The following is a 17,553-nucleotide window of genomic DNA, read 5'->3' on the forward strand; positions in this document are numbered from 1 at the left end:
GGCAGGACCGCGCGTGACCCCGGCCCGGCCGCGCGGCCGGGCACCTGATGAAGTGGCACGTGTGATCGCCGAATCGGACCGCTCGGGTCTGGTCCGGCTGTCCGCGCTGGCCGCCATCGCCGGTGTTGCGATCGGGTTCGTCGGCGGTGCGTTCCGGTGGGTGCTGGAGCGGGCCGAACGGGTGCGCATCGGCGTCGTCGACTGGGCCAACGCGGCCGGTGGCCCCAGTTGGCTGGTGCCGATCCTGATCGTGGCGGCCGGGGCCGGCATCGCCCGGGCCCTGGTCACGCTCGTCCCGCTGGCCGGCGGCAGCGGCATCCAGCACGTCGAAGCGGTCTGGCGCAAGGAAGCTGACCCGCCGCCGCTGCGGGTGCTGCCGGCCCGGTTCTTCGGCGGGCTGATCGCCATCGGATCGGGGTTGGTGCTCGGCCGGGAGGGTCCGACGGTGCACATGGGCGCGGCGCTCGGCGCGGCGGCCGGGGTCCGGGCACGGGTGCCCGATGACGACGTGCGGGTCCTGCAGGCCGCGCTGGCCGGCGCCGGGCTGGCGGTGGCGTTCAACGCGCCGGTCGGTGGTGCGCTGTTCGTCCTGGAAGAGGTCGCGCGGACCGCTCGCCTGCGGCTGGTGCTGACCACCGCGATCGCCTGCGCGGTGGCGGTCAGCTGCTCGCGGTTGCTCGTCGGCGATCATCCCGACTTCCTGGTGGCCCCTCAAGAGCCCGCCGGGCTGCCGATGATCGTGCTGTTCGCGGTCTTCGGACTGCTCACCGGAGCCGTCGGGGTCGTCTACAACAAGCTGGTCACCGGGGCACTGGCGGCGGCGGACCGGCTGCACCGGGTGCCACCGACCGCCCGCGCCGCGGTCCTCGGCGCGCTCGTCGGCCTCGCGCTGTACGTCAGCCCCTTCGCCGTCGGTGGTGGCGACGTGCTGACCCAGCAATTGCTGACCGACGGCTCGGTGGTGCTCCTGCCGGCCGTCCTCGGGTACTTCCTCGTCCGCTTCGTGACCGGCCCGCTGTCCTATGCCGCCGGCACCCCGGGCGGCCTGTTCGCACCCCTGCTGGCCCTCGGCGCGCTGTGGGGGGTGCTGTTCCACGCCGGCGCGGCGCTGCTGCCGGGGGTCGGCCCCTCACCGATCCCCTTCGCGCTCGTCGGCATGGCCGCGTTCTTCGCCGCGACGGTGCGGGCCCCCTTCACCGGCATCGTGCTGATCGTCGAGATGACCACGATCGCCACCGTGACGGTGCCGATGCTCGCCGCCTGCTTCGCCGCCACGCTGACCGCCACCCTGCTGCGCAACCCGCCCGTCTACGACTCCTTGCGCCGGCGCATGCTCGGCCACCGGGATTAACCGCGCGTTTACCGCCCTCGTTCGCGCCGGAAACGTCGCCGCAGGATCGTCCCCCACGATCGCGTTCGCTCGACCAGTGCCGGTCGCCACCAAGGGGAGGACTCAGATGGGCATTCGTCCGAGAGTGGGTGCCGACGGGAAGCTGCTGGAATCGGTCGACGAACTGCCGCCGTGGAAGCATTTGATCCCGCTCGGCCTGCAGCACGTGCTGGCGATGTACGCGGGTGCGGTCGCGGTCCCGCTGGTCGTCGGTGGAGCGCTGATCGCGGCCGGCACGCTGAACCCGGACGATCTCGGATACCTCGTCACGGCTGACCTTTTCGTCGCCGGCATCGCCACGTTGATCCAGTCGATCGGCTTCAAGTGGTTCGGCGTGCGATTGCCCCTCATGCAGGGCTGCACGTTTGCGGCCGTCTCGCCGATGATCGTCATCGGTTCGCAGTACGGGGTGACGGCCATCTACGGCTCGGTCATTGCCTCGGGCATTTTCATGATGCTGCTCGCGCCCGTCTTCGCCAAACTCGTCCGGTTCTTTCCACCGCTGGTCACCGGCACCGTCATTCTGATCATCGGCCTGTCGCTGATGGGCGTCGCCGCGAACTGGGTCGGCAGCGGCACGATCACCAACGACGGGGCGCCGATGCAGAACGTCGCCCTCGCCGCCGGCACGCTCGGGCTGATCGTGCTGATCGAGCGGTTCGCCCCGCCGGTGCTCGCCCGTATCTCGATCCTGCTCGGCATCGTCATCGGCACGCTCGTCGCGCTCCCGATGGGCCTGGTGCACTGGGACAAGGTCGGGTCCGCGCCCTGGGCGGGGGTGACCACGCCGTTCCACTTCGGCTTCCCGACCTTCGAGGTCGCCGCCGTCGTCTCGATGTGCATCGTGGCCCTGGTGATCATGACCGAGACCACCGGCGACATCCTGGCCATCGGTGAGATCGTCGACGTCAAGATCGACAGCCGCCGGCTGGCCGACGGGCTGCGCGCGGACGGCTTCTCCACCGTGCTCGGCGGCGTGTTCAACACCTTCCCGTACACCGCGTTCGCGCAGAACGTCGGCCTGGTGTCGATCACCGGCGTGCGCAGCCGGTACGTGGCGACCTTCGCCGGTGGGGTGCTGATCCTGCTCGGACTGACCCCGAAGATGGGCGCGATCGTCGAGGGCATCCCGCTGCCGGTGCTCGGCGGCGCCGGCATCGCCCTGTTCGGCATGGTCGCGGCCAGCGGTGTGCGGACCCTGTCGACCGTCAGGTTCAACAACAAGAACATCCTGGTCGTCGCCATCTCGATCGGCGTGGCCATGATCCCGATCGTGCGGGACTCCTTCTACAACGACTTCCCGAACTGGTTCAAGACGATCTTCCACTCGGGCATCTCGGCCGGGGCGATCGTGGCGATCCTGCTGAACCTGCTGCTCAACTCCGACTCGGTGCGGGCCAAGGCGGAGGCGCAGGCCGTGGCCGACCCGCACGGCGGCGCCGGCTACGACGCGAACCGGGAGGTGACCGCCGTCGACCCGGCCGAGGTGACCGCCGAACTCGCCGAGGCCGACGCGGAGGCACAGAAGTGGAAGGCGAAACAATAGCGGTCACCGGACGGTCGGTCGAGGAGGGGAGTTCGGGCGTGGGCAGGAGGGCGAAGGTGCTCGCGGCGCCGGTCGACGGCGCCGCCGAGATCCTGACCCCGGCCGCGCTCGCCCTGGTCGTCGACCTGCACGACCGCTTCGCCATCCGTCGCGAGCATCTGCTGGCCGAGCGGCAGCGGCGGCAGGACATGGTGGCGGTGGGCGAGCCGCTGGACTTCCTGCCGGAGACCGCGGCGATCCGGGCCGGCGGCTGGCGGGTCACCGCCCCTGCCCCGGACCCGCCCGACCGCCCCGTGCTCGACCTGGCCGACGGCACGTCACCGACCTGGCCCAACCTGCTGGCCGCGCAACGGTCGGCCGTTGACCAGCCTGTCCTGCTGCGACCGCGCGGCCTGCACCTGTCCGAGAAGCACCTGACGATCGACGGCGTCCCGGCGGTGGCCACCTTCGTGGATGTCGGTCTGCTCCTGGCCCGGCTCGGCCCGGACGCGCCGCACCCCCGGCTGTCGCTGCCGATGCTCGAATCGCACCTGGAGGCCCGGCTCTGGGCCGACCTGCTCACCTGGGTCGAGGGTGCCCTGGGCCGGCCCGCCGGCTGGGTGACGGTGACGGTGCCGGTCGAGACGATCTGGGTCGCCTTCGAGATGGACGAGGTGCTCTACGAGCTCAGGGACCGGGCGGTCGGCCTGCCGATCGCTCGGTGTGCCTATCTCTTCTCGCTGGTCAAGACGTTCCGCGGGGCCGGCACCGACTACGTCCTGCCGCAGTGGGATGCGCTGGACGACAGCGCCCCGTTCCTGCATGCCTACGCGGCGCTGGTGGCGGCGACCGCGGAACGGCGCGGGCTCGGCGGGCCGGGCAGCGGCGTGCCGGTCACCGGCAAGGACCTGCTCGACATCCGCTCGGTCCCGCTGACCGTGACTCTCGACGGGTTGCGCTCGACCGTCGAGGTCGCCCTCGAATTTCTGGTCAACTGGCTGGCCGGGAGCGCCGCCGTGACGATCGACGGCCGGCCGGTGGACCTGGCCACCGCGGAACTGTGCCGCAGCCAGCTCTGGCAGTGGCGGCGCAACCGGGCGTCGTTGGAGGGCGGCCGGCGGATCACCGGGTACCTGGTGGTCGCCGAACTCGACGAGGCGACCGAGCGGCTGGCGGATCGGTGGGCCGAGCGACCCGGCGGCCGGGAGCTGCTGGCCGGCGCGCGGAACCTGCTCTACGACGCCTCCACCGCGCTGCGGTTCACCGACTTCATCGCCGTGCCCGCGTACGAATTGATGCCGTGACATGATGCGGCTCGCCGGCCCGACCCACCCTTCCAGGAGGCAGTGGTGCACCTGACCCCGTCCGACACCGAGAAGCTGCTGCTGGCCGTCGCCGGCATGGTCGCTCGGGACCGGCTGGCGCGCGGCGTCAAGCTCAACTACCCGGAAACCGTTGCCCTGCTGACCACCTGGGTGATCGAGCGGGCCCGCGACGGCAAGCCGGTCGAGGAGCTGATGGTCACCGGACGCGAGGTGCTGACCCGCGAGCAGGTGATGGACGGCGTCGCCGAGATGCTGCCCGACGTGCAGGTCGAGGCCACCTTCCCGGACGGCCGCAAGCTGGTCACCATCCACCATCCGATCGCCTGACCGGTCCGATCCCGGCAGTGTCCGTCTGAGTCCGACTGACGAAGGAGCACATCATGGCCGGAGGGCCGTCGAGCGGTCCCGGTGCGATCCGGACCGCGGAGGGCGTCATCGAGCTCAACGCCGACCGCACCGACGCCGAACGCATCGAGCTGGTGATCCTGAACACCGGCGACCGCCCGGTGCAGATCGGCTCGCACATCCACCTGGCGGACGTGAACACGGCGCTGGAATTCGACCGCGCCGCGGCGCATGGATTCCGGCTGGACATCCCGTCGGGTACCTCGCGCCGGTTCGAACCCGGTGCGTCCCGGTCGGTCTCGGCGGTGGCGTTCCGGGGTGCCCGCCGGGTGCCGGGGATCCAGATCAAGCCCGCCGCGCAAGAGGACTGACAGGAGCCCCTCAATGGTGCAGATTTCCCGCGCGGACTACGCCGCCCTCTACGGTCCGACGGTCGGCGATCAGGTGCGGTTGGGCGACACCGACCTGTGGATCGAGATCGAGCAGGACTACACCGCCGGCGGTGAGGAGGCGGTGTTCGGCGGCGGCAAGTCGATTCGCGAGTCGATGGCCCAGGGCTCGACCACCCGGGCGCAGGGCGCTCCGGACACCGTCATCACCAACGCGATCGTGCTCGACCACTGGGGCATCGTCCGGGCCGACGTCGGCATCCGGAACGGCCGGATCGTCGCGCTCGGTCGGGCCGGCAACCCCGACATCGCCGACGGCGTGCACCCCGGCCTGCAGATCGGGCCATCGACCGACGTCATCTCCGGCGAGGGCAAGATTCTCACCGCGGGCGGCATCGACACCCACGTGCACCTGATCTCGCCGTCGCAGATCGTCGAGGCTTTGGCGACCGGGCTGACCACCCTCGGCGCGATCGACCCGTACCCGATCAACCTGCTGCTGCTCGGCAAGGGCAACACGGTGTCCATGGAAGGCCTGCGGGAGCAGGCCCTGGCCGGGGCCGGTGGGTTCAAGGTGCACGAGGACTGGGGCTCAACCCCGGCCGCGGTCGATGCAGCGCTGCGCGGCGCCGACGAGTGGGGGCTGCAGGTCGCGTTGCACTCGGACTCGCTGAACGAGGCCGGTTATGTCGCCTCCACGATCGCGGCGATCGGCGGCCGGTCGATCAGCGCGTTCCACGTGGAGGGCGCCGGCGGCGGGCACGCGCCGGACATCCTGACGTTGGCCGGCCTGCCGAACGTCATCCCCGGGTCGACCAACCCGACGCTGCCGCACACGGTCAACACCGTCGCCGAGCACCTGGACATGTTGATGGTGTGCCATCACCTCAACCCGGCAGTGCCGGAGGACCTGGCCTTCGCCGAGTCCCGGATCCGGGCGACCACCATCGCGGCCGAGGACATCCTGCACGACATGGGCGCGGTGTCCCTGACCTCGTCCGACGCCCAGGCGATGGGCCGGATCGGCGAGGTGATCTGCCGGACCTGGCAGGTCGCCCACGTGATGAAGGCCCGCCGGGGCGATATCGGGGGCGGGCTGCCCGCAGACAACTTCCGGGCCCGCCGGTACATCGCGAAGTACACGATCAACCCGGCCATCACCCACGGCATCGACCACGAGGTGGGGTCGGTGGAGCCGGGCAAGCTGGCCGACCTGGTGCTGTGGGAGCCGAAGTTCTTCGGCATCCGGCCGAGCGTGGTGCTGAAGGGCGGCGGCCTGGTGTGGGGGGCGCTGGGCGACCCGAACGCCTCGATCCCGACGCCGCAGCCGGTGCTGATGCGGCCCGCGCTGACCGACGCGATCGGCGCGCAGCTGTCGCTGTCGTTCGTCTCGCCCCTCGCGATCGAGGACGGATTGGCCGGCCGGCTGGGTCTGAAGCGGTCGCTGTCGGCGGTCAAGCCGACCCGGGACGTCGGCAAGGCGCAGATGATCAACAACGACACCCTGCCGGACATCGTCATCAAGCCGGACACGTTCGAGATCTCCATCGACGGCGAGGTCGTCGTGCCGGCCCCGGCGCAGACCCTGCCGCTGGCCCAGCTGTATTCGCTGTTCTGACCGGGCCGGCGGACCCCCCGGCCTGCTATTGATCATGAAGAACGCGCCCTCACCGTCCCGCCGAATTGAGGGCGTGTTTCTCATGATCAATTCAGGGGAGGCGGGCGCGTGAGAGGATGCCCGGCCATGAGCACGGCTGATCTGTATGACGAGTACGGCGACCGGTTGCAGTCCTGCGACACCCAGTTCCGGCAGTTCGGCGGCCGGTCCGAGTTCGACGGGATCGCCGTCACGGTGCGCTGTTTCCAGGACAACGCGCTCGTCAAGGCCATTCTCGGCACCCCCGGCGAGGGTCGGGTGCTGGTCGTCGACGGCGAGGGTTCGCTGCACACCGCGCTGACCGGTGACCTGATCGCGCAACTGGCGCTCGACCACGGTTGGGCCGGGCTCATCCTGCACGGTGCGGTGCGGGACAGCGCCGCCCTGCGGACCCTGCCGATCGGCATCAAGGCGCTCGGCACCAACCCGCGCAAGAGCGGCAAGACCGGCGCCGGCGAGCGCGACGTGGTGCTCGAGTTCGGCGGCGCGGTGTTCACCCCGGGCGACCACGTCTGGTCGGACGACGACGGGGTGGTCGTCCTGCCGGCGGGCCCGGAGTGAGCTGGGGCCGCGGCACCCTGGTCCTGGACCCGCGGGAGAACGGGCCCCGCGGCTACGCCAACGGCGGTTTCGCCTGCGGCGCGCTGGCCGGGTTCGTTCCCCACGGCCCGGCCGAGGTCACGTTGCGCTCGCCGGTGCCGGTCGGGGTGCCGCTGGGGGTGAAGTCCCGCCTCGGCGGCGGCGCCGAGCTCCTGCTGCGGCAGGTGCGGGGAAACGAGGTGGTGGCCGAGGCGGCTCCCGCCGAGCCGTTCGTCGCCGAACCGCCCTACCGGCCCACGCCCGGCGAGGCGCAGGCCGCCTGGGACGCGCACCCGTTCCGCGGGCTGGACCTGCCGCTGTCCGACTGCGTCGTGTGCGGCGCGGAGCGGCTGGACGGGTTGCGGATCTGCTTCGGTCCGATCCCCGACCATCCCGAGATGATGGCCAGCCCTTTCGTCGTGCCCGAGGCATTCTGCGACGACCGCGGGGAACTGCGGACCCCCGCGGTGTGGGGCGCCCTGGACTGCCCGAGCTACCCGGCCGAGGCCGTGCGGCGGGGACGGTTCGCGCTGCTCGGCCGGCTCGCCGTGCACCGGCGGCGGCCGGTCGTCGCGGGGGAGCGGCTCATCGCCGTCGGCTGGACGGAGTCGATCGGCAACCGGTCCATGCGCACCGCGAGCGCCCTGCTGGCCGGCGACGAGATCGTCGCATCGGGCCGGGCCGTCTGGGTGGAGGCCAAGCCCGATGCCGTCTGATCCCGAGCCGAGTGTGCAGAAGGTGCCCTCAAACGGGGCGGGAAGGGGCACCTTCCGCACACTCGGCGGGGGTGGCGGGGGCGGCGGCACCGGGGGGTCCGAGGTGCTGCTCATGCTGCTGGCCGACGCGCGGCTGCCGACCGGTGCGCACACCCAGTCGGCCGGGCTGGAACCGGCGATGCGCAACGGTGTCTCGCTCGCCGACGTGCCGGCCTACATCCGGACCCGGCTGCGCACGGTGGTGGCCGTCGAGGCCGGCGCGGCGGCGGTGGCCCGGCACCTGGCGGCCGGGTTGGTCGGCGGTGCCGAGGCCGGGCCGGCGGGGGATGAGGCAGCCGGGGATGAGTCGGGGGAGGACGAAGCGGGGGAGGACGAAGCGGGGGAGGACGAGGCGGCGGAGGCCGGTTCAGCGGGGGACGAGGCGGCGGGGGACGTGTCAGCCGATCCGGTCGGAGCCCTCGCGTCTGGGCTGCGCGCCGTCGACGACGCCTGGCGGGCCCGCACCGTCAGCCCGGCGCTGCGGGAGAACGCCGAGGTGCTCGGCCGCGGATACGCCCGGCTGGTCACCGGCCTGTGGCCCGACGCCCTCGCGAGCGAGGCGCTGCGGGCCGTCCGCCGGCCCACCCGCGCCGTCGCGATCGGGGTGGCCGGGGCGCTGGCCGGTCTGGACGGCGGGCAGGTCGCCCGGCTGATCGGCTACGACGACGCGCAGACCGTCGCCGCGGCCGCCCTCAAGCTGGACCCGCTCGACCCGGTCGTCGCCACGGGCTGGGTGGCCGGCGTCGCCGGCGACATCGACCGGATGGCTGCGGCGGTCGGCGCGCTGACCGTCGCCGCCGACATCCCGGCCGCCGCCGCGCCGCTGATCGAGCAGTGGGCGCAGGTGCACGCGATCACCACCCAACGGCTGTTCCGGGCCTGACGACCCCGTCCGGCAGCCCCCGGTGCAGCCGAAACCTGCCGTACACAAAGGGGGTCCGGCGGATGAGCCGGTCCGGGTTAGGCTGACCCGTGCCCCACGCCACCACCTCGCGCAGCACCCTCCGGCTCGGCGTTGCCGGCCCGGTCGGCACCGGCAAGTCGTCGATCATCGCGCTGATCTGCCGGGAGATGGCCGCCGAGCTGCAGCTCGGCGTCATCACCAATGACATCTACACCGACGAGGACGCCCGCTTCCTGCGATCGGCCGGCGTGCTCGATCCCGAACGCATCCGGGCGGTCGAGACCGGGGCGTGCCCGCACACCGCGATCCGCGACGACGTCACCGCCAACCTGCTGGCCGTCGAGGACCTCGAAGCCGACTTCGCGCCGCTGGACGTCGTCCTCGTCGAATCCGGCGGCGACAACCTGACCGCCACGTTCTCCCCGGCGCTGGTCGATGCGCAGCTGTTCGTGCTGGACGTGGCCGGCGGCGGCGACGTCGCCCGCAAGGGCGGCCCGGGCATCGGCCGGGCCGATCTGCTGGTGGTCAACAAGACCGACCTAGGCCCCTACGTCGGCGTCGACGTGCCGCAGATGGTGGCCGACGGGCAGGCTGCCCGGGAGGGACGGCCGGTGATCGGTTTGTCCCGAGCCGACCGGACGTCGATCGACGCGCTGACCGCCTGGGTCCGCTTCACCCTGGACTCGTTCCGCTCCGGGAACCACGTCCCGGTCGACCCCGGCCCGATGGCCCCGCACTTCCACGCCGACGAGAACCGCTGGCACGCCCACGACGAGGCCCAGCCGCGCTCGTGACGCTGATCGCCGTCGACCCGGCCCCCGGCCGGGCCCGGGTCACGCATACCCCGGGGCCGGTGGCCGCGCGGGTGCAGCGGGTCGCCGCCGACGGGGCCCGGGTGGCGCTGGTCGCCACCACCGCGCTGCTGCTGGGCGGCGACCACGTCGAGTTCGACGTGCGGGTCGGCCCCGGCGGCTGGCTCGACGTCGTGGAGACCGCGGGCACCGTCGCCTACGACGCGCAGGGTGTCCGATCCGGCTGGACGGTGCGGGCCCGGCTCGGCCCGGGCGCCCGGCTCACCTGGAACGGGGAGCCATTCGTCATCGCCGATGGGGCCGACGTGCACCGGGTCACCGAGCTGGACCTGGCGCCCGGCGCCACCGCGTGCCTGCGCGAAACCCTGGTGTTCGGCCGGGCCGGCGAATCCGGCGGCGCCCTGCGCTCGAGCACCCGAGTCCGCCTGGGCGAGACCGACCTGCTCGTCGAGGAACTCGATCTGCCCGATCCGGGCGTCCGGTCCGGGCCCGGGATGCTCGGACCCGGCCGGATCATCGACTCGGTGCTGCTGCTCGGCGCTGCCGCCCCGCCCGAGCCGGCCCTGCCGGCCGGCGTCCGCTACGACCTGGCCGGGCCGGGGACGATCGCCCGGGTGCTCGCCGGCGACACCGGCCGGTCCGGGCTGGACGCGGTATGGCAGGCCTGGCGCCGGTCGCCCTTCGGACAATGACGACGGCCGGGTTGGCCCTGCTTCCGGCGAGACCACACGCGCTCACGACCAGCGGCGCAACTGACCGTCCAGGTACCGCGCCGCGCGGCGGGCCCCGCCCCGCTCGGCGATCGCGTCCTGCAGGCGGGTCAGCGCGGCGCCGACGGCGGTCCGGTCGGGCTGCCAGCCCCGCCGTTCACATTCGGCGAGCCAATCCACCGGGGTCAGGTGGCCCCGCTCGTTGTTGCAGCGGGCGCAGGCGGCGATCTCGTTCTCCAGCCAGGACGGGCCGCCCTTGACCCGCGGCACCAGGTGATCCGTGGTCGGCCTAACGAGCGCGGCGAACGACCGACCGCACCAGACGCACCGTGGGCCGTCCCGGTCCAGGATCAGGTCCAGCCGGTCGGCCCGCCGCAGTTGGGGTCGGCGGGGCGGATCGTCCACGCCCACCATGGTGCCGGGTGCCGGGTGCCGGGTGCCGGGTGCCGGGTGCCGGGTGCCGGGTGCCGGGTGCGGGGTGCCGGTCCCGGCGCCGGGCAGCGGTCGGCCGCGGCCGCAACGCGGGGGAGAATGGCCGGGTGACCACTTCCACCGATCCGACCAGGCCGGCCCCGAAGCGCCCGGACGCGCCCGCGATGGTGGTCACCGACCTGGACGGCACGCTGCTGGACGAGTCCGGGATGAAGATCAGCGAACGCAACATGGACGCGCTCAACCGGGCCGCCGCGGCCGGTGCGCACGTCGTCATCGCCACCGGGCGGCCGATCTGGTGGTTGGGGCCGGTGATCGAGGCCGGCTTCACCGGGATCGCCGTCTGCATGAACGGCGCGGTGGTCTACGACGTCGCCGCTGACGAAATCATCGCCGCCTCGCCGTTGACCCCGGACACCATGCAGACCTTCGTGACCGGCCTCGAGAGGGAGACCGACACGTTCTCCCTGGCCGTGGAACGCCTGGGCATCACCCTGCAGGCGTGCATCGCCGAGCACGACTACGACCACCCGTGGGCCTTCGGCTACTTCCAGCGGGCCGACCGGGCCGAGCTGCTGGCCCAGCCGGCGGCCAAGCTGCTGGTCCGTGGACGCGAGGACTCCCGGTCGCTGGCGCTGGCCGCCCGCGCCGTCGGCGCCGAGGAGGTGTCGATCACCTACTCCACGGACGACGGCCTCATCGAGGTCGCCGCCGCCGGCGTCAACAAGGGCACCGCGCTGGCCGAGCTCGCCGCCCGCTGGGACATCAACCGTCAGGACGTCATCGCGTTCGGTGATATGCCCAACGACCTGGAGATGCTGCACTGGGCCGGGTTCAGCGTCGGCATGGGCAACGGGCACCCGGACGTGCACGCCATCGTCAGCGAGGTCGGCGCCCAGCACCACGAGGACGCCGTCGCGCAGATCCTCGAGCGCTGGTTCTGACCCGTCGACGGGTCGACACCGCCCGGCGCGACCGGCGCACGACCGGCGTCAGTGAGCCGGCCGCGCGCCACTGATTCGGTGCGGGCTCAGGGCACGCCCGGCACTGTCAAAGCAGGGAACTCAGGTCCGGCGGGACATCGACCGCGTGCCGCCGCAGGTCCGCCAGGGCCACGATGTCCAGCGCCCGCTCATGGGTCGCGGCCAGGACGACGGGCGCGGCGACGCCGTCCTCGAGGGCTTGATGCCAGCGGACGGCGACCACGCACCACCGGTCACCCGGATGAAGTCCGGGGAACCGGTACTCCGGCCGGGGGGTGCGTAGGTCGTTGCCCACCGCCTGCTGATGGTCCAGGAACTCCGCCGTCACCACCGCGCAGACGACATGTCGCCCGATGTCCTCCGGACCGGTGGCGCACCGGCCGTCCCGGTAGAACCCGGTGACGGGGTCGATCCCGCACGGCTCCAGGTCGCCGCCCAGCACATTCCGTTCGGTCATCGCGCTTCTCCCTGGTGACGATCGCGCCGGCTCGGTCGCCGGGAATCGGTCGCCGATGAGTGCACATGACGACGTGCTGGGCAGTCTCGTGCCCTGCTGCCGACCATGCTCACTGACCGGCCTTGACGGTGGCGCCGGAGGTGTCGACGACGCGGTCGCCGGGGTGCAGCAGCGCGATGACGAACGAGATGGCCAGGGCGACGGCCATGCCGTAGAGCACGGCCTGGACGGCGAGGGCGAAGTCATGCTGCACCGACTCGGTGATCTGGGCGACCATCGACGGTGGTGCGCCGGCGGCCGCGTCGGACCCCCCGCCGCTGCCGCCGGTGCTGTTCGCCGCGTTCGCCGCGATGGCGGCCGCCTGGTCGGACGGCACCCCGGCGGCGATCAGGGAATCGGTGAACCGGTTGGTGAAGACGTTGCCGAGCAGCGTGCCGAGAACGGCCAGGCCCAATGCCGAGCCGTAGTTCCGCACGGTCTGGGTAATGCCGGTCACCTCGCCGTACGAGGCGTCGATGGCGCGGTTGGTCGCGTCGGTGCTGGCCGGTCCGACGAGCAGGCCCAGGCCCGCGCCGGCCAGCACGATGCACCACCACTGGTCACCGAGGCTCAGCTCGGTGGCCCGCATGCCCCAGAGGACGAAGCCAACCGCGGACATCGCGCTGCCGAGGATCAGCGCGGGCCGGGCACCGCGGGTGTCCAGGATCCGCCCGCCGAACTGGGCAGCGGGCGCGAACCCGGCGAAGATCATCAGTAGGTACAGACCAGCGGTGTTCGCGTCGTAGCCGAGCGCGACCTGGGCGTAGACGGAGGCGAAGAAGAAGATCGGGATGAACGCGACCATGGAAAAGAACAGCACCCCGTTGTCGACGGCGAAGGCCCGGCCCCGGAAGATCCGCACCTTGATCAACGGGTGCTCCATCTTCCGTTCCACCAGCACGAAGACCACCAGCACCAGCAGGCCGCCGACGATGCAGGCCCAGGTCCAGGGGCTGCCCCAGCCCCAGCTTCGCGCCTGCTCGAAACCCAGCACCGACAACGCCATGCCGGCCGCCACCAGGGCGGCGCCGCGCCAGTCGATGGGTTCGCGCCGGGCCGTCGAATGAATGCCGGCGGCAACGGTGAGCACCAACGCGATCACTGCGATCGGCAGGTTGATCCAGAAGATCGACCGCCAGGTCCACAGGGTCAGATACCCGCCGGCGATCGGTCCGACCGCGGTCAGTCCGCCGCTGACCCCGAAGAAGATGGCCAGCGCCTTGCCCCGTTCGCCGACCGGAAAGGCCGCCACCACCACGGCCAGCGCGGCGGGAATCATCAGGGCTGCCGACAGACCCTGGGTGACCCGGAAGACGATCATCCATGTCTCGGCGAACGAGTTTGCCGGGGTCGCGCCGCACAGGCCCGACGAGACGGCGAATCCGACGATCCCGACCAGCACCACCAGGCGGGATCCGAACACGTCGGCGATCCGGCCGCCGAGCGCGAAACCGGCGGCCAGCGCGAGGATATAGGCGTTGATCATCCAGGTGACGCCGCCGGCCGTCAGCGACAGTTCGCTCTGCACCTCGGGCGCGGCGATCGCGACGATCGTCTGATCGATGAACGTCATGGCGACCGCGAACATCATCGCGGTCAGGGCGAGCCACTTGGACTTGGCGATGGTCCCCGGGGTGCCGGATGCGGAGGTCGTCAACGGTGCTCCTGCCTGTATGTCCCGCCGGCCCGGGCGCACCGCCGCCGGCGGTCCTTCTCGACGATCACGATCATGATCATGACAGTCGAACGCGGATGCTGGGGGTACCTTCCACCCGGACGTCACCAACCCCACCCAGATCATGACGGCGGGCACCGTCAGCACCAAGTTCTATGCGCCGTGGGGACGGAGCCACCTGGCCGCCGAGCCCATGCCGCCGGTATGCCGTTCGGTGACGCACCTGCCCAGGACGGCCCTCGTTCGGGGCCGGGTCGGTGCGCGGGCATCGCTGCCGACCAGGGGGAGAATCGAGGTCATGGCCAGGTACGGCTCGATGTACGGACCCGATGTCACCTTCACCGGGGTGCCGCGATGTGACCTGTCGGACCCGGAGAGCTACGCCGACGCTGTTGCCGTCATCGTGGGAGCCCCCTACGACGCGGGCACCTCCTACCGGGCCGGCGCCCGGATGGGCCCGATGGCCCTGCGCAGTTGCGACTACTCCGAGCACACCGGCTCCCGTCCGCACCTATCGCTTCGCGTCGATCCGCTGGCCGGCGTCGTGGACGCCGGCGACGTCGAGATGGCCCCGACCGAGACCGAGCGATCGTTGGCGAACCTGCAGGACGCGGTTCTGGCCGTCGTCCGGGCGGGGAAGGTCCCGGTCGTGCTGGGTGGCGATCACACCATCGCGCAGCCCGACATCACAGCGATGGCCGAACATTTCGGCTACGGACGAATCTCGGTGATCCACTTCGACGCGCACGCCGACACCGGCAACATCCAGTTCGGCTCGCTGTACGGGCACGGGCTGCCGATGCGCCGGGTGATCGAATCGGGGGCGGTGCGGGGCGATCGGTTCCTACAGATCGGGCTGCGTGGCTACTGGCCCGAGCCCCCCGAGCTGCAGTGGATGGCCGAACAGGGGATGCACTGCTACGAGATGGCCGAGATCGGCCGGCGAGGGCTGCCCGATGTGCTGACCGAGGCGATGGCGATCGCGGTCGACGACACCGACGGGGTGTACCTGTCGGTGGACATCGACGTGTGCGACCCGGCCGCGGCGCCGGGCACCGGAACCCCCGAGCCGGGCGGGCTGACCGCGCGGGAGCTGCTGGACACGGTGCGGCGGATCGGTCGCGAGATGCCGCTCGTCGGCCTGGAGATCGTCGAGGTCGCCCCGCCGTACGACCACGCCGACATCACCGCGATGCTCGGCAACCGGGTGGTGCTGGAGACCCTGTCGGGGATGGCCCGGCGCCGGCTCGACGCGGAGTCCGGCACGCTCTGGGACGACAGCACGCCGATGCTGGCCGGCCGGATGTCCGACGGTGGGCCCGATCGCGATGCCGGCGGCGAGACCGCCGACGAACCGGCGGATCTCGAACGGTCGCTGTGAGACGATGCCGCGCCGGCGGGGTCAGCGGCGGCTGATCCGGGCCCGCACCGGGCCACCGGCGGTCAACGTGAACGGCAGGGCGATCGGGAACTCGTCGTCGAGCGCATCGATCCGGGCGGTGCCGATGATGGTGGCGAGCCCGAGGGCGGCCTCCAGCATGGCGAAGTGGTCGCCGATGCAGGATCGCGGGCCGCCGCCGAATGGCAGGTACCGCCAGCGGTCGTCGCCGGCCAACCGAAGGGTGGCGAACCGATCCGGGTCGAACCGATCCGGATCGGCCCACAGCGCGGGATCATGGTGCATCGCGTACACCCCGACCATCACCTGGGTGCCGGCCGGAATCAGGTAACCGCCCACCACTGCGTCCTGCACGGCCGAACGCACGATCACCGGTGCCGGTGGGCAGATGCGCAGGGACTCGTGGATGACCCGGGTGGTGAGCGCGAGGGCGGGCAGGTCGTCGACGGACGGTCGCCGGCCCCCCAGTGCGGCCACTTCACCGGCCAGTCGATCCTGCAGGCCCGGGTCGCGGCCGAGCGCCCACAGGCTGTAGGCCAGGGTGGTGGACGTCGTGTCGTGACCGGCGATGAGGAAGACCAGCAGCTCGTCCCGGATCTGCTCATCGGTCAGCGGCCGACCGGTGTCCGGGTCGGCCGACTGCAGCAGCAGCTGGATCAGCTCCGCGTCACCGTCCGGGTCGGCCCGCGCCGCGGTGATCGCCTCGTCGATGACGGACCGGACGGCGGCCAGCGCCCGGCGCATCCGATGCCGGGCGGGCGTCGGCAACCGGCCCGGCGCCCGCACCGGGCGCTGCGCCCGGGCGGTGAGCCAGCCCAGCAGGACGTGAACGTGCGGGCCCAGCTGCTCGGCCCGCTCGCCGAGATCCAGGCCGAACACCGAGCGACCGATCACGCGCAGTGTCAGCCGCCGGGTCTGCTCATCCAGGTCCACGACGCCGCGGTCGATCCACTCCGCGGTGAGGGTGTCGGCCGACTCCGCCATGTGGCCGGCGAAGGTCGCCACGTGCCGGCGGGTGAAGAGCGGTTGCAGCAGGCGACGCCGCCCCACCCACGGATCGTGCGGCAGGTTGAAGACGTTTCGCCCGAACGCCTGACTCTGCCGGTGCATGATGTGCTGCTTGTCGAATGCGCCGTCGGCGCGGCCGAGCACGTCGCGGGCACCCTGCGGCGATGTCACCATGGCGTACGGCGGGATCAGCCAGCGGGGCCGGAAGGTCAGGAGCGCCACCGGCCCGGCTGCCCTCGCGACGTCACCGGGACCGGTGTGGAACACGGTCAGGGCGGCGAGCTTGCGCCGCACACCGAGCGGGGCCTCGGGAGCCGGCGGGGCGGTGATCGGTCGCTCGGCGGTGCTCATCCGATTGATCGTGGCACCGGCCGGGCAACCGGACAAAGCGAATTTCCGGCCCGACCAGGTTCGGCCCGGTGGGTCAACGGCCGGCGAACATACTCAGTGCGAAGGCGACGACGGCCGCGTTGTAGAAGAAGCTGATCGTCGAGTGGACCAGCACGTGCCAGCGCATCCGGGCGGTGGTGACCAGCACGTCCGACACCGAGAACGCGGTGCCGATGGTGACGGCGAAATAGACGAAGTCCACCGCCGACGGCTCCGGTGTCTCGGGGAAGACCAGCCCGCCCCCGCGCCGGAACATCCCGACGTACCGGCGGGCGTAGCCGGCCTGTAGCAGCATCCAGGACATGATCATCGCGACGACGCCGAGGATGTTCAGCAGCACTGCGTAGTCGTCCGGGTTGTCCGAGACCGCGATGTCCACCGCCACGGTCAATCCGATCAGACTGGCCACGATCGCGAACAGGAAGTTGAAACGGAGCCGGTCCGTCGTGGCGCCGGCGGCAACGATCGGAATCGGGTTCCGCCGGGATCGGCGCAGCACCACTGCGCCGATCCCGACATACAGAACGGCGAGCAGATCCCAGACCGCCAGGTACGCCAGCTCATCGTCGTCCGCGACGAAGACGAAGCCCAGACCGACGAGAATCAGCGCCAATTCATGCAGCCGGATCAGGCCGGAACTCACGATGCGGGACAGCCGCCGGGGCCGGCCGTCCCGGCTCGGTGTCGACACCCGATCACGGTGCCGCACACTTGCCGACGGAGCCCGGCGGCACGCCGATCGCGCGCCGGCCGGCACCGCCGATCGCGGCCCCGGCCGG

The 17,553-nt window shown here is 71.9% G+C and carries 18 protein-coding genes; 13 read left to right on the forward strand and 5 right to left on the reverse strand.

Annotated features, from left to right (window positions below; translation table 11 throughout):
• The first annotated feature begins 52 nt into the window (after nucleotides 1–52).
• From ACILSK_RS13605 to ACILSK_RS13655, 11 genes are all read left to right on the forward strand, one after another.
• Nucleotides 53–1,351 (forward strand): ClC family H(+)/Cl(-) exchange transporter, encoded by a 1,299-nt coding sequence (locus ACILSK_RS13605; RefSeq protein ID WP_395727698.1) that lies wholly within the window; start codon nucleotides 53–55, stop codon nucleotides 1,349–1,351.
• Nucleotides 1,352–1,457: 106 nt separating this feature from the next.
• Nucleotides 1,458–2,936 (forward strand): nucleobase:cation symporter-2 family protein, encoded by a 1,479-nt coding sequence (locus ACILSK_RS13610; RefSeq protein WP_395727699.1) that lies wholly within the window; start codon nucleotides 1,458–1,460, stop codon nucleotides 2,934–2,936.
• Between the two features lie 38 nt (nucleotides 2,937–2,974).
• Nucleotides 2,975–4,219 carry a hypothetical protein gene (locus tag ACILSK_RS13615; RefSeq protein ID WP_395727700.1) on the forward strand — a complete coding sequence of 415 codons (1,245 nt, stop codon included), beginning with the start codon at nucleotides 2,975–2,977 and terminating at the stop codon, nucleotides 4,217–4,219.
• Nucleotides 4,220–4,264: 45 nt separating this feature from the next.
• Nucleotides 4,265–4,567: an urease subunit gamma gene (locus ACILSK_RS13620; protein ID WP_395727701.1), complete on the forward strand. Its 303-nt coding sequence runs from the start codon at nucleotides 4,265–4,267 to the stop codon at nucleotides 4,565–4,567.
• Nucleotides 4,568–4,620: 53 nt separating this feature from the next.
• Nucleotides 4,621–4,956 (forward strand): urease subunit beta, encoded by a 336-nt coding sequence (gene ureB / locus ACILSK_RS13625; protein WP_395727702.1) that lies wholly within the window; start codon nucleotides 4,621–4,623, stop codon nucleotides 4,954–4,956.
• Between the two features lie 13 nt (nucleotides 4,957–4,969).
• Nucleotides 4,970–6,592, forward strand: a complete 1,623-nt coding sequence (locus tag ACILSK_RS13630) for an urease subunit alpha (RefSeq protein ID WP_395727703.1) — start codon at nucleotides 4,970–4,972, stop codon at nucleotides 6,590–6,592.
• 126 nt (nucleotides 6,593–6,718) lie between these two features.
• Nucleotides 6,719–7,192, forward strand: a complete 474-nt coding sequence (gene rraA / locus ACILSK_RS13635; RefSeq protein ID WP_395727704.1) for a ribonuclease E activity regulator RraA — start codon at nucleotides 6,719–6,721, stop codon at nucleotides 7,190–7,192.
• The gene (locus tag ACILSK_RS13640; protein WP_395727705.1) at nucleotides 7,189–7,926 is read left to right on the forward strand and encodes a hotdog fold domain-containing protein; all 738 of its coding nucleotides are present in this window, start codon (nucleotides 7,189–7,191) and stop codon (nucleotides 7,924–7,926) included. Before rraA ends, ACILSK_RS13640 begins: the two co-directional genes overlap by 4 nt.
• The gene (locus tag ACILSK_RS13645) at nucleotides 7,916–8,848 is read left to right on the forward strand and encodes an urease accessory protein UreF (RefSeq protein ID WP_395727706.1); all 933 of its coding nucleotides are present in this window, start codon (nucleotides 7,916–7,918) and stop codon (nucleotides 8,846–8,848) included. The genes ACILSK_RS13640 and ACILSK_RS13645 overlap by 11 nt, the downstream gene beginning before the upstream one ends.
• An 89-nt stretch (nucleotides 8,849–8,937) precedes the next feature.
• Nucleotides 8,938–9,663, forward strand: a complete 726-nt coding sequence (gene ureG, locus ACILSK_RS13650; protein WP_395727707.1) for an urease accessory protein UreG — start codon at nucleotides 8,938–8,940, stop codon at nucleotides 9,661–9,663.
• The gene (locus ACILSK_RS13655; RefSeq protein WP_395727708.1) at nucleotides 9,660–10,373 is read left to right on the forward strand and encodes an urease accessory protein UreD; all 714 of its coding nucleotides are present in this window, start codon (nucleotides 9,660–9,662) and stop codon (nucleotides 10,371–10,373) included. Before ureG ends, ACILSK_RS13655 begins: the two co-directional genes overlap by 4 nt.
• 42 nt (nucleotides 10,374–10,415) lie before the next feature.
• Here the strand turns inward: ACILSK_RS13655 and ACILSK_RS13660 are convergent, their stop codons facing one another.
• Entirely contained in the window at nucleotides 10,416–10,805 is a 390-nt protein-coding gene (locus ACILSK_RS13660; protein WP_395727709.1) for an HNH endonuclease, read from the reverse strand.
• 125 nt (nucleotides 10,806–10,930) lie between these two features.
• Here ACILSK_RS13660 and ACILSK_RS13665 point away from each other — a divergent pair, with 125 nt between their 5' ends.
• Nucleotides 10,931–11,767 (forward strand): HAD family hydrolase, encoded by an 837-nt coding sequence (locus ACILSK_RS13665; RefSeq protein ID WP_395727710.1) that lies wholly within the window; start codon nucleotides 10,931–10,933, stop codon nucleotides 11,765–11,767.
• 106 nt (nucleotides 11,768–11,873) lie between these two features.
• On the opposite strand, the gene ACILSK_RS13670 is transcribed toward ACILSK_RS13665, so the two are convergent.
• Entirely contained in the window at nucleotides 11,874–12,263 is a 390-nt protein-coding gene (locus tag ACILSK_RS13670; protein WP_395727711.1) for a DUF2237 family protein, read from the reverse strand.
• 109 nt (nucleotides 12,264–12,372) lie between these two features.
• Nucleotides 12,373–13,893 (reverse strand): MFS transporter, encoded by a 1,521-nt coding sequence (locus ACILSK_RS13675; RefSeq protein ID WP_395727744.1) that lies wholly within the window; start codon nucleotides 13,891–13,893, stop codon nucleotides 12,373–12,375.
• Between the two features lie 382 nt (nucleotides 13,894–14,275).
• Between ACILSK_RS13675 and speB the strand changes: the two genes are divergently transcribed.
• A complete protein-coding gene (gene speB / locus ACILSK_RS13680) occupies nucleotides 14,276–15,358 on the forward strand; it encodes an agmatinase (protein WP_395727712.1) in 1,083 nt (360 codons plus the stop codon).
• Between the two features lie 21 nt (nucleotides 15,359–15,379).
• Here speB and ACILSK_RS13685 read toward each other — a convergent pair whose 3' ends face one another.
• Nucleotides 15,380–16,735 (reverse strand): cytochrome P450, encoded by a 1,356-nt coding sequence (locus ACILSK_RS13685; RefSeq protein WP_395727713.1) that lies wholly within the window; start codon nucleotides 16,733–16,735, stop codon nucleotides 15,380–15,382.
• Between the two features lie 73 nt (nucleotides 16,736–16,808).
• Nucleotides 16,809–17,465: a DUF1345 domain-containing protein gene (locus ACILSK_RS13690; RefSeq protein WP_395727714.1), complete on the reverse strand. Its 657-nt coding sequence runs from the start codon at nucleotides 17,463–17,465 to the stop codon at nucleotides 16,809–16,811.
• Nucleotides 17,466–17,553 lie beyond the last annotated feature (88 nt).

This window comes from Nakamurella sp. (genome assembly GCF_044224575.1).
GTDB lineage: Bacteria > Actinomycetota > Actinomycetes > Mycobacteriales > Nakamurellaceae > Nakamurella.

Excerpts from the sequence above, each read along its gene's own strand:
- ACILSK_RS13675 (WP_395727744.1), bottom strand. The coding sequence starts at position 13,893 with ATGATGTTCGCGGTCGCCATGACGTTCATCGATCAGACGATCGTCGCG.
- ACILSK_RS13670 (WP_395727711.1), bottom strand. The coding sequence starts at position 12,263 with ATGACCGAACGGAATGTGCTGGGCGGCGACCTGGAGCCGTGCGGGATC.
- speB (WP_395727712.1), top strand. The coding sequence starts at position 14,276 with ATGGCCAGGTACGGCTCGATGTACGGACCCGATGTCACCTTCACCGGG.
- ACILSK_RS13610 (WP_395727699.1), top strand. The coding sequence starts at position 1,458 with ATGGGCATTCGTCCGAGAGTGGGTGCCGACGGGAAGCTGCTGGAATCG.
- ACILSK_RS13660 (WP_395727709.1), bottom strand. The coding sequence starts at position 10,805 with ATGGTGGGCGTGGACGATCCGCCCCGCCGACCCCAACTGCGGCGGGCC.
- ureB (WP_395727702.1), top strand. The coding sequence starts at position 4,621 with ATGGCCGGAGGGCCGTCGAGCGGTCCCGGTGCGATCCGGACCGCGGAG.
- rraA (WP_395727704.1), top strand. The coding sequence starts at position 6,719 with ATGAGCACGGCTGATCTGTATGACGAGTACGGCGACCGGTTGCAGTCC.
- ACILSK_RS13685 (WP_395727713.1), bottom strand. The coding sequence starts at position 16,735 with ATGAGCACCGCCGAGCGACCGATCACCGCCCCGCCGGCTCCCGAGGCC.
- ACILSK_RS13645 (WP_395727706.1), top strand. The coding sequence starts at position 7,916 with ATGCCGTCTGATCCCGAGCCGAGTGTGCAGAAGGTGCCCTCAAACGGG.
- ACILSK_RS13630 (WP_395727703.1), top strand. The coding sequence starts at position 4,970 with ATGGTGCAGATTTCCCGCGCGGACTACGCCGCCCTCTACGGTCCGACG.